The following is a 10,169-nucleotide window of genomic DNA, read 5'->3' as shown; positions in this document are numbered from 1 at the left end:
GCGCCGAGGGGGCAGCGCCCCCTCTTCCGCCCGTCTCAGCTTACGATTTCCGCGGATTCCAGCACGGCGTGGAACAGCACATCGGCGCCCGCGCCTGCCCAGTCCTTGGAGATATCCTCGGCCTCGTTATGGCTCAGCCCGTCAACGCAGGGGCACATCACCATCGCCGTCGGGGCGACCGCGTTGATCCAGCAGGCATCGTGGCCCGCGCCCGAGATGATGTCGCGATGCGAATAGCCCAGACGCTCGGCGGCGCTGCGCACGGCGCTCACGCAGGTCGGATCGAAGGTGACCGGGTCGAACCCGCCGGTCTTCTCGAACTCCACCTCAAGGCCCATCTCGTCGCAGATCTTCTTCGCTCCCTCGCGCAGTCGCTTTTCCATATCCTCGATCACGCTCAGATCGGGGGAGCGGAAATCGACGGTGAAGACGGCTTTGCCGGGGATCACGTTACGCGAATTCGGGTAGATGTCGATATGGCCAGCCGCGCCCACCGCGTGGGGCTTGTGCGACCAGGCGATCTCGTCGACCAGTTCCAGCACGCGCGCCATGCCGAGGCCCGCATTCTTGCGCATCGGCATCGGCGTGGAGCCGGTATGCGCATCCTTGCCGGTGATCGTCACTTGGGTCCAGCTGAGACCCTGCCCGTGGGTGACGACGCCGATATCCTTGCCTTCGGCCTCGAGGATCGGGCCCTGCTCGATATGCAACTCGAACATCGCATGCATCTTGCGTGCACCGACCTCTTCGTCGCCGACCCAGCCGACACGCTTCAGCTCGTCGCCGAACTTCTTGCCTTCCGCATCTTCGCGATCGTAGGCCCAGTCCTGCGTGTGGATGCCTGCGAACACGCCCGAGGCCAGCATCGCCGGAGCGAAGCGCGTGCCCTCTTCGTTGGTCCAGTTGGTCACGACGATCGGGTGCTTGGTCTTGATCCCGAGATCGTTCATCGAGCGCACCGCCTCCAGCGCGCCGAGCACACCGAGGACGCCGTCGTATTTGCCGCCCGTGGGCTGCGTGTCGAGGTGGCTGCCCATATAGACCGGCAGCGCATCGGGGTCTTCGCCCGCGCGGGTCGCGAACATGTTGCCCATCGTGTCGACGCCCATCGTCATGCCGGCATCTTCGCACCATTTCTGGAACAGCGCGCGGCCTTCGGCATCCGCATCGGTGAGGGTCTGGCGATTATTGCCCCCGGCGACGCCGGGACCGATCTTGGCCATCTCCATGAGACTGTCCCAAAGGCGATCGGGATTGATGCGGAGGTTTTCTCCGGGTGCTGACATTTCATAACTCCCTGTCGGCTGCGTGGGGGTTATCCCCTCTTGCGACGAATCTTTTTCTGACCGTATGGTCAGGTTGAGTGGGCCACGGTCTGACCATTCGGTCAACAAAAATCAGGACGTATTTTGAATGAAAGATGATGAGAGCGGCAAGCGCACAAAAAATGGGCAAGCCAGCCGGGGAAGCCGCGCCGAGGCGCGACGCGCCACCGAGGAATCGATCCTGAAAGCCGCCGAGAGGGTCTTCGCGGAGGCCGGATTCGGCGGGGCCACGATGCAGTTGATCGCGGATGTCGCGGGGCTCCCGAAAGCCAATCTCCATTACTATTTCGAGACGAAAGAGTCGCTCTATCGACGGGTCGTAGAGCGCATTTTCAACATCTGGCTGGAAGCTGCGGATGTGTTCGACGAGGCAAGCGGACCGGCCGAGGGGATCGGTGCCTATATCGACGCCAAAATGGAGATTTCGCGCAATCACCCGAACGGCTCGAAGGTCTGGGCGTCAGAGGTGATGCATGGCGCGCCGGTGATTCAGGATTACCTGGAGACGACACTGCGCGACTGGACCGAGGGCCGCGCGGTGATCATCCGGCGCTGGATCGCGGAAGGCAAAATGGCCGAGGTCGACCCGCATCATCTGCTCTACATGCTCTGGGCGACCACTCAGCACTACGCCGATTTCTCGCATCAGATCGAGACGCTGAACGGTGGCGCGCCGCTGAGCGACGCTCAGTGGGAAGAGGCGAAGACCTGCGTGAAAAGCATCGTGCTGCGCGGGATCGGAGTGACCTGATTGCTCAATGCGCCGCCGGGTCGGCGGTGATATTCGGCGCGCCGACGGGGGCGACATTCGATTTTGCATCCGGCGCCGGAACTTGCGAGGTCTCCTCCGACGCCTCGGGCGCGGCCGGCAGCGTCTCGGTCTCGACCGGGCGCATCGGTGCCCCGGCCACGCCCGCGGGCAGATGCGTCTCGGGCAGTTTCGCGCCCAGAAGCTCCTTCCCGTCCGAGGTCGGCTCGACCGGATCGGCCTCCAGACCGACCGCCTCCGCGCCGGTATCCGAACACACGTAAATCGCACCGCCCACGACCACCGCCGTGGCCGCGAGCGCAGGCGTCGAGGCCCCCGCCAGCACGCCAAGCCCCGCGTCGCGCAGCTTCTTTTGCAGGTTTCCGGCCTGATCGGAGACGATCATGCCGCCGATCTTCTTGCCCAGAACCTTGCTCGCCGCATCGCCCACGGCGCTTTCCGCATCGTCGCGCAGATCGCCTGCGGCCTTCGCGGTGCCCTTGATACGTTCGCAGATGCTTTTCGACGGTTTGCGGCAGAGCCCGTAGGCGTCGCGCTCGCCCCGGTCGTAGCCCAGATAGGTCTCGGCCTCCTTGTCCCACTGCAAACAGAACGGGGCGCGGCTTTCGTCGTCCATCTCGGGTGTCAAGGCGCGCAGAGTGACCAGCGCCGGGCAGGTCACCTCCCCTTTCTCGCCAAACAGCTTCTCGCGCAGCGACCGGCTTTCCTTCAGCGCCGCGTTGTCCGCATCGTAGACGTAGGAATAGGTCTTGCCGCGAATGGAGGTCTCGCACGGCACCAGTTCTGCCATGGCAGGCAGCGGGCAGATCAGGGCAAGGACAAAGGTCAGGCGCAGCATCGCGAGTCTCCAGGCATCCTTGCGCAACATAGTCCCCGCCCCCGCCGCCACAAGGTCGCGCAATCTGGCGAAACGGTGCTCGGCGGGGTTTCGCGCGGCACCGCACAGATCCTGTTTCTAGACCTGCGCCCAGCATGGGTTACCTTGGTCGTAAGAGAGATAGGGAGAAAGACATGCGCAAGATGCAGGTGCAGGGCGTCCATCACATCACGCTGACCGGCGCGGACCGGCAGAGCTCGATCGATTTCTGGGAAGGGCTGCTCGGAATGCCGTTCATCTTCGATCAGCCCAATCTGGACAATGCCGATGAGGGGCATCTCTATTTCGACCCGGGCGACGGGCGGCTGATCACCGTTTTCACCAATGAGAGCCGCAAGCCCGTCCATGACCGCACACCCACCGATCCGGGCTGCGTGCATCACCTCGCCTTCAACGTCTCAATGGCGACGCATCGGCAGGTCGTGGCGCGGCTCGATGCGCGCGGGATCGCGCATTCCGGCGTGAAGGATCGCGGCTTCATGGATTCGATCTATTTCAAGGATCCGCTGGGGCTGCTGATCGAACTGGCGACCTACAAGTTCGAGCCGCCGCGCGGATCGTCCCATGCCGAGGTGATGATCGAGGCGCATCGCATCCGGGTCGCGCGCGGCGACAAGGCGATCGGCGAGGAGCATCTGGCAGATGCGATCGAGATGATCGTGGAGCGCTCGCAGCAATCGCTGTCCGAGGATCGCGGAGCGAAGAACCCGTATTGAGGAGGAGTGAGGGCCGCGCCCGACCTCGGGTGGGCGCGTCGCGTCACCTGTGGCCAGGCACTTAATCTCGCAAGCCCGCAAGACAGATATGCCCGCGACGACATCGCCAATGCGCCCTCCCGGGGGGAGGTCGGGCGCGGCCCGGGGCTGGTCGCCCCGTGCCCTCATCACCCCAAATAGAAGACGGCCGCGCAACCCTGCGCGGCCGTCTTGTCATCTCGGCTTGGGCCCGATTACTCGACCTCTTCGAGCACCTCTTTGAGCGTGCCGACCAGCTGGTCGATCTGCTCTTTCGAGATGATCAGCGGCGGGCTCATCGCAATGATGTCGCCGGTGGTGCGGATCAGGATGCCTTTGTCATAGGCCTTCAGGAAGGCCGAGAAGGCCCGCTTCGTGGGTTCGCCCGCGATCGGCTCCAGCTCGACCGCGCCGATCAGACCCTCGTTGCGGATGTCGATCACGTTGCGCACGCCCTTGAGCGAATGCAGCGCCTCTTCCCAATAGGGGGCAAGCTCGGCGGCGCGCTCGAACAGGCCCTCTTCGCGATAGGTCTCGATCGTCGCGATCCCGGCGGCAGCGGCGATCGGGTTGCCCGAATAGGTGTAGCCGTGGAACAGCTCGATCATATGCTCGGGGCCGTTCATGAAGGCGTCGTGAACCTCAGCCGTCGCCAGCACCGCGCCCATCGGGATCACCCCGTTGGTGAGGCCCTTCGCGGTGGTCATCATATCCGGCACGACACCGTATTTCTCGGCGGCGAAGGCCGCGCCCGTGCGTCCGAAACCGGTGATCACCTCGTCGAAGATCAGCAGGATGCCGTGCTTCTTGGTGATGTCGCGCAGCTTCTGCAGGTAGCCTTTCGGCGGCAGCAGCACGCCGGTCGAGCCCGCAACCGGCTCCACGATGACGGCGGCGATGGTCTCGGCGCCATGCAGCGCGATAATACGCTCGAGGTCGTCGGCCAAATGCGCGCCATGCTCGGGGCAGCCCTTCGACCAACGGTTCTCCTCGGGCAGATGGGTGTGCGGCAGGTGATCGACGCCCGGCACGAGCGGGCCGAAGACCTTGCGGTTGGTGACGATACCACCGACCGAGATGCCGCCAAAGTTCACGCCGTGATAGCCGCGCTCGCGTCCGATCAGACGGGTGCGGGCGCCGTCGCCGCGCGCACGGTGATAGGCGATGGCGAGTTTCAGCGCGGTCTCGACCGATTCCGAACCGGAGTTGGTGTAGAAAACATGCGCCATCTCGTCGGGCGCGATGTCGAGGATGCGGTTCGCAAGCTCGAACGCGATCGGGTGGCCCATCTGGAAGGCGGGCGCGTAATCGAGCTCGGCGGCCTGTTTCTGGATCGCCTCGGTGATCTTCGGACGGCAATGGCCCGCGTTGCAGCACCAAAGACCAGCCGTGCCGTCGAGCACCTGACGCCCGTCCGAGGTGGTGTAATGCATATCCTTCGCGCCCACGAACATGCGCGGGTTCTTCTTGAACTGGCGGTTCGCCGTGAAGGGCATCCAGAAAGCGTTGAGATCGTTGGGGGACTTGCGGTCGAGCGCCATGGAAAAACTCCGGTCGGGCGGCCGGGTCGAGACACGGCCGGATTGTCTAGTTTGACCGAACGGTCAGACTCACGCTAGCACAGCTTAGGAACCAGTCAAGCGGCCTTCAATGCGCGTTAAAAGCGCACTCTGCTGCCCCGTAGCGATTGATCCCGCAGTAACGCTTCGGTTAACATAAAACACGAACTGGGAGACGAATATTTGGCAGACGACCTCGACCCGCGCGACTTCACCAGCGACGACGACGGCAAGCGCCCGCTGACCCGGATACAAAAGGTCAATCGCGGCAAGATTCTCGAGGCGGCGCTGGACGTGTTCTCCGCGCATGGGTTCCGCGGCGCGACGCTCGACCAGATCGCGGCGGAAGCTGGGTTGAGCAAGCCGAACGTGCTCTATTACTTTCCTTCGAAAGAGGCGATCCACGAGGCGCTTCTTGCTGGGCTTCTCGATATCTGGCTCGCGCCGCTGCGCGCGATCGATCCTGCGGGCGAGCCGCGCGAGGAAATCATGCGCTACATGCGCCGCAAGCTCGAGATGAGCCGCGAGATGCCGCGCGAAAGCCGCCTGTTTGCCAATGAAGTCTTGCAGGGCGCGCCGCGGATGGGCGCGGGATTGTCCACCGATCTCAAGACCTTGGTGGACGAGAAGGCCAAGGTGATCGAGGGCTGGATCGCCGAGGGGCGTCTTGCCCCGGTCGATCCGCATCACCTGATCTTCTCGATCTGGGCGCTGACCCAGCATTACGCCGATTTCGACACGCAGGTGCGTGCGGTGCTCGGCCCGGGCAAGGACCCGATCGAAGGGGCGGCGCCGTTCCTCGATATGCTCTTCGCGCGGCTGCTCAAGCCATAAGCGATTAAGCCTTCCGTAACTATCCCCGGAGTTTCTGCCTGATCTTAACGGTCCGGTAACGCCCCCGGCGCAGTCTGAGGATGCGTGGGGGCGCAGGAATATGGAGCTCGGGATGGACCGGATTTCGGGGTTGATGCCTCAGGTCGGGTGGTCGCCTCTGTTGACGGTGGCGGCCCCGAAGACAGCGCCTGCCAGCACGGTGGAGGCGGCGGCGAATGCGGCCAATACCAACGGCGGCCTTGGCGCGAATGTAGACACCCAAACGTCGCAGAATCGCGCGCAGCAAGTGCGCGCCTTGGAAGCGCGCGCGGCACGCGGCGCCAGCGCGCTGAAGGAGGAAGGGCAGGATCGCGGCACGGAGGATGCAAGCCAATCGGCCCGTACTCTTGGCAGACGCGATGGGGATGCACGTCCCGATCCCGATGCCTTGACCGGCCCCATCCCGACATTCGAGGTCACGCCGCTCGAGGCACAGGCCGCTGCGCTCTGGGCCGCGCCGGACCTCGTGGAGACCTCGGACACCCCCGCCCCAGAGCCAGTGCAGCCCGCCGACACGATCCAGACCACCGACACATCGACGGAAGAGCGTGCGGAGGTCAAAGCGCCCGACACCGCCAGGGAGGCGCGTGCCGAGCCTGCACCGCAGGCGGAAGATAAAAACGACGCGCCCTCCGATCATCGGAGCGGCGCGTCGCAGGAGGGATGGTCTCAGGTTGCCCCGCAGGTCGCGCCGAACCTCGACGTGACCCGCTAGGCCCCTGCCCTTACTCGGCTGCCGTCGCAGCCGAGGGGTTGTTGGGATGGCTCGTCCAGTTGGCGTAGTCGCCGACCGTCTCGCCGGTGCGCGGATCCACCTCGCCCTTGTCCATCTTGCGCATCGTGATGCACTCGACCGGGCAGACTTCAACGCAGAGGTTACAGGCCACGCATTCCTCGTCCTTGACCGAGTAGACGCGATCTTCGGTCACCGCGATCGCCTGGTGCGAGGTATCCTCGCAAGCGGCATAGCAGCGACCGCATTTGATGCAATCGTCCTGATTGATCTCGGCCTTGGTGACGTAGTTGAGGTTCAGATACTGCCAATCGGTAACGTTCGGCACCGCGCGCCCCACCAGTTCGGAGGTCGAGGTGAAGCCCTTGCGATCCATGTAATCGCTGAGGCCAGAGATCATTTCCTGCACGACCTTGAAGCCATAGGTCATCGCCGCCGTGCAGACCTGCACATTGCCGGCCCCGAGCGCCATGAACTCTGCCGCATCGCGCCAGGTGGTCACGCCACCGATGCCCGAGATCGGCAGGCCCGCCGTTTCGGGATCGCGGGCGATCTCGGCCACCATGTTCAGTGCGATCGGCTTCACCGCCGGACCGCAATAGCCGCCATGGGTGCCCTTGCCGTCGATCGTCGGCTCCGGCGCGAAATCGTCCAGATCAACCGAGGTGATCGAGTTGATCGTGTTGATCAGTGAGACCGCATCGGCCCCGCCACGCTTGGCGGCCTCCGCCGGGCGGCGGATGTCGGTGATGTTGGGCGTGAGCTTCACGATCACCGGCAGGCTGCAATATTGCTTACACCAGCGGGTGACCATCTCGATATATTCGGGCACCTGCCCCACCGCGGAACCCATGCCGCGCTCGGCCATGCCATGCGGGCAGCCGAAGTTCAGCTCGATCCCGTCGGCGCCGGTTTCCTCGACCAGCGGCAGGATCGCCTTCCAGCTTTCCTCGTCACAGGGCACCATCAGCGAGACGATGATCGCCCGGTCCGGGTAGTCCTTCTTGACCGCCTTGATCTCGCGCAGGTTGGTCTGCAGCGGACGGTCGGTGATCAGCTCGATATTGTTGAGACCGAGCAGACGGCGATCCGCGCCATAGATCGCCCCATAACGCGGGCCGTTGACGTTGACGACGGGCGGACCTTCCGAGCCCAGCGTCTTCCACACGACCCCACCCCAACCGGCTTCAAAAGCGCGGCGGACATTGTATTCCTTGTCCGTCGGCGGCGCGGAGGCGAGCCAGAACGGGTTGGGGGATTTGATACCGATGAATTCAGAAGTCAGATCGGCCATCTCTTAGCCCTCCATCAGGAATTGGTGGATTTCTTCAGCCGCATCGCGCCCCTGCGCGACCGCCGTCACGGTCAGGTCTTCCCCGGCATGGGTGCAATCGCCCCCCGCCCAGACCCGTTCGACCGAGGTGCGGCCTGCGCCGTCCACCTTGATCTTGCCGCCCGCGACTTCGACCTTCGGAGGCATGTCGCCCAGCGTCTGACCAATCGCCTTGAAGACCTGATCGGCGGACAGCTTGAAGGTCGCGTCGGTGATCTCCAGACCGCCCTCGCCCTTCTTCGTGTAGGCGAATTCGACCTGACGCACCGCGCCGTTGCCATGGATGGCGATGGGGGCGGCGTTCTCGATGATGTTCACGCCATGGGTGAGCGCGTGCTCCTGCTCGACCGTGCTGGCGGGCATCTCGGCGCGCGAACGACGGTAGACGAGCGTCACGTTGAGCGCGCCCAGCAGTTTCGACTGCACGGCAGCGTCGACCGCCGTCATACCGCCGCCGATCACGACCACGTCGCGCCCGATCGGCAGTTCGGCCAGATCGGAGGCCTGACGCAGCTCCGCGATGAACTCGGTCGCGGGGCGGATGCCGTCCTTGTCTTCGCCCTCGAGGCGCAGCGCGTTCACGCCCGACAGCCCCATCCCAAGGAAGACTGCGTCGTAATCGCCCAGCAGTTCGGCCAGATCGCCATCCCCGACGCGGCCAAGTTGCCAATTCTCGACGATAGTAATGCCGCCGATCTGCATCAGCCAGTCGACTTCCGCCTGCGCGAACCCGCCCGGCGTCTTGTAGCTGGCGATACCGTATTCGTTGAGCCCGCCCGGCTTCGAGCGCGCATCGTAAACGGTGACCTCGTGGCCATTCATCGCGAGACGGTGCGCACAGGCGAGACCCGCAGGCCCGGCGCCCACGACCGCCACCGATTTCCCGCTGCGCTCGGCGCGGGTGTAGGGGTGGCTTTGCTTGGCCATCAGCGTATCGGTCGCGAAACGCTGCAGCGCGCCGATCTCGACCGGCTCGCCTTCCGAATCCATGCGGACACAGGAGCCTTCGCAGAGATTTTCGGTCGGACAGACGCGAGCGCACATGCCGCCCATGATGTTCTGATCGAAGATCGTCTTCGCCGCGGCTTCCGGCGTTCCGGTCGAGATTTGCCGGATGAAGAGCGGAATGTCGATCGCGGTCGGACACGCCTCCATGCATGGCGCATCATAACAGAAATAGCAGCGATCGGCTGCGATGCGGGCTTCTTGCGTCCCCAGCGGCGGCGCGTGATCGGCGAAATTGGTGCAGTAGCTTTCCGGGTCGAGCCGTGCTGGCGCGATCCCTTCGGTGAGCTGGCTATTGGACACTTGCGGGCTCCCTGTCAGTTTTTCTTGTTCCCTACGCTCGCACAGGATTGAATTTTATCAAGTGGTAAAATATGCCGCAGCGCGTCGGGTCGCCAATTCCCGCCCGATTGCCCGGTAGTTCAGCGCCCTCTACCCCATCCGTGCTCATTTATCGGGCAATCACGAGATCGCGAAACCCTGACATCAGGACGGCCGATGCGGCTTTTCACCGCGCGTTACCTCGCGTATAACCGCCTCCAGCACCAAAGAGCCCCGCAGAATGGGCTCCATTTCAAAGCACCCTTCGAGGACCGCATGACCAAAAATACCCGTGACAACGACGTGGCCTTCATTCAGGCCCTTGCCGAACTGCTCAATTCGAACGAGCTGACGGAAATCGCCGTGACGCGCGATTACGCGCAAGATGACAGCCTGAAAGTGCGGGTGTCGAAACAGACCAATATTGTGCAGGCAGCCGCCCCTGCGCCCGCAGCAGCCCCTGCTCCGGCACCCGCAGCGGCTCCGGCGGCACAATCCGCAGCCTCCGAGCAAGCCGCACCCGTCGAAGACCCCGCCGATCATCCCGGCGCCGTGGCCTCGCCCATGGTGGGCACCGCCTATCTCTCGCCCGAGCCGGGCGCATCGGCCTTCGTAAAGGTCGGCGATCAGGTCAAGGAAG

At 64.1% G+C, this 10,169-nt stretch carries 10 protein-coding genes; 5 read left to right on the top strand and 5 right to left on the bottom strand.

Annotated elements, in window-relative coordinates; translation table 11 throughout:
• Positions 1-35: 35 nt before the first annotated feature.
• Positions 36-1,286: a Zn-dependent hydrolase gene (locus B3D39_RS18865; protein WP_078519529.1), complete on the bottom strand. Its 1,251-nt coding sequence runs from the start codon at positions 1,284-1,286 to the stop codon at positions 36-38.
• Positions 1,287-1,413: 127 nt separating this feature from the next.
• Here B3D39_RS18865 and B3D39_RS18860 point away from each other — a divergent pair, with 127 nt between their 5' ends.
• Positions 1,414-2,076 carry a TetR/AcrR family transcriptional regulator gene (locus B3D39_RS18860; RefSeq protein WP_274962680.1) on the top strand — a complete coding sequence of 221 codons (663 nt, stop codon included), beginning with the start codon at positions 1,414-1,416 and terminating at the stop codon, positions 2,074-2,076.
• A 4-nt stretch (positions 2,077-2,080) separates the two neighbouring features.
• On the opposite strand, the gene B3D39_RS18855 is transcribed toward B3D39_RS18860, so the two are convergent.
• Complete coding sequence (locus B3D39_RS18855; protein ID WP_286789957.1) at positions 2,081-2,962, bottom strand: hypothetical protein; 882 nt, start codon at positions 2,960-2,962, stop codon at positions 2,081-2,083.
• A gap of 143 nt (positions 2,963-3,105) precedes the next feature.
• Here B3D39_RS18855 and B3D39_RS18850 point away from each other — a divergent pair, with 143 nt between their 5' ends.
• A complete protein-coding gene (locus tag B3D39_RS18850; protein WP_078519532.1) occupies positions 3,106-3,687 on the top strand; it encodes a VOC family protein in 582 nt (193 codons plus the stop codon).
• 233 nt (positions 3,688-3,920) lie between these two features.
• On the opposite strand, the gene B3D39_RS18845 is transcribed toward B3D39_RS18850, so the two are convergent.
• A complete protein-coding gene (locus B3D39_RS18845) occupies positions 3,921-5,246 on the bottom strand; it encodes an aspartate aminotransferase family protein (RefSeq protein ID WP_274962682.1) in 1,326 nt (441 codons plus the stop codon).
• A 201-nt stretch (positions 5,247-5,447) separates the two neighbouring features.
• Here B3D39_RS18845 and B3D39_RS18840 point away from each other — a divergent pair, with 201 nt between their 5' ends.
• Positions 5,448-6,098, top strand: a complete 651-nt coding sequence (locus tag B3D39_RS18840; protein ID WP_210402125.1) for a TetR family transcriptional regulator C-terminal domain-containing protein — start codon at positions 5,448-5,450, stop codon at positions 6,096-6,098.
• 112 nt (positions 6,099-6,210) lie between these two features.
• Positions 6,211-6,852, top strand: coding sequence for a hypothetical protein (locus B3D39_RS18835; protein ID WP_274962683.1), 642 nt, complete (start codon positions 6,211-6,213; stop codon positions 6,850-6,852).
• A 10-nt stretch (positions 6,853-6,862) separates the two neighbouring features.
• On the opposite strand, the gene preA is transcribed toward B3D39_RS18835, so the two are convergent.
• Both preA and B3D39_RS18825 read right to left on the bottom strand, forming a co-directional pair.
• Complete coding sequence (gene preA / locus B3D39_RS18830; protein WP_274962684.1) at positions 6,863-8,164, bottom strand: NAD-dependent dihydropyrimidine dehydrogenase subunit PreA; 1,302 nt, start codon at positions 8,162-8,164, stop codon at positions 6,863-6,865.
• Positions 8,165-8,167: 3 nt separating this feature from the next.
• Positions 8,168-9,511: an NAD(P)-dependent oxidoreductase gene (locus tag B3D39_RS18825; RefSeq protein ID WP_274962685.1), complete on the bottom strand. Its 1,344-nt coding sequence runs from the start codon at positions 9,509-9,511 to the stop codon at positions 8,168-8,170.
• Positions 9,512-9,805: 294 nt separating this feature from the next.
• On the opposite strand from B3D39_RS18825, the gene B3D39_RS18820 reads away from it, so the two are divergent.
• Positions 9,806-10,169 (top strand): acetyl-CoA carboxylase biotin carboxyl carrier protein (locus B3D39_RS18820; RefSeq protein WP_286789956.1); only part of this gene is annotated, 364 nt, incomplete at its 3' end.

The organism is Thioclava sp. UBA3469, assembly GCF_002378135.1.
GTDB classification, from domain to species: domain Bacteria; phylum Pseudomonadota; class Alphaproteobacteria; order Rhodobacterales; family Rhodobacteraceae; genus Thioclava; species Thioclava sediminum.
This window is presented reverse-complemented; position numbering and strand designations above follow the sequence as displayed.

Bases quoted from the DNA above. Each gene is read 5' to 3' on its own strand.
- preA (WP_274962684.1), bottom strand. From the start codon at position 8,164: ATGGCCGATCTGACTTCTGAATTCATCGGTATCAAATCCCCCAACCCG.
- B3D39_RS18845 (WP_274962682.1), bottom strand. From the start codon at position 5,246: ATGGCGCTCGACCGCAAGTCCCCCAACGATCTCAACGCTTTCTGGATG.
- B3D39_RS18850 (WP_078519532.1), top strand. From the start codon at position 3,106: ATGCGCAAGATGCAGGTGCAGGGCGTCCATCACATCACGCTGACCGGC.
- B3D39_RS18865 (WP_078519529.1), bottom strand. From the start codon at position 1,286: ATGTCAGCACCCGGAGAAAACCTCCGCATCAATCCCGATCGCCTTTGG.
- B3D39_RS18855 (WP_286789957.1), bottom strand. From the start codon at position 2,962: ATGTTGCGCAAGGATGCCTGGAGACTCGCGATGCTGCGCCTGACCTTT.
- B3D39_RS18835 (WP_274962683.1), top strand. From the start codon at position 6,211: ATGGACCGGATTTCGGGGTTGATGCCTCAGGTCGGGTGGTCGCCTCTG.
- B3D39_RS18860 (WP_274962680.1), top strand. From the start codon at position 1,414: ATGAAAGATGATGAGAGCGGCAAGCGCACAAAAAATGGGCAAGCCAGC.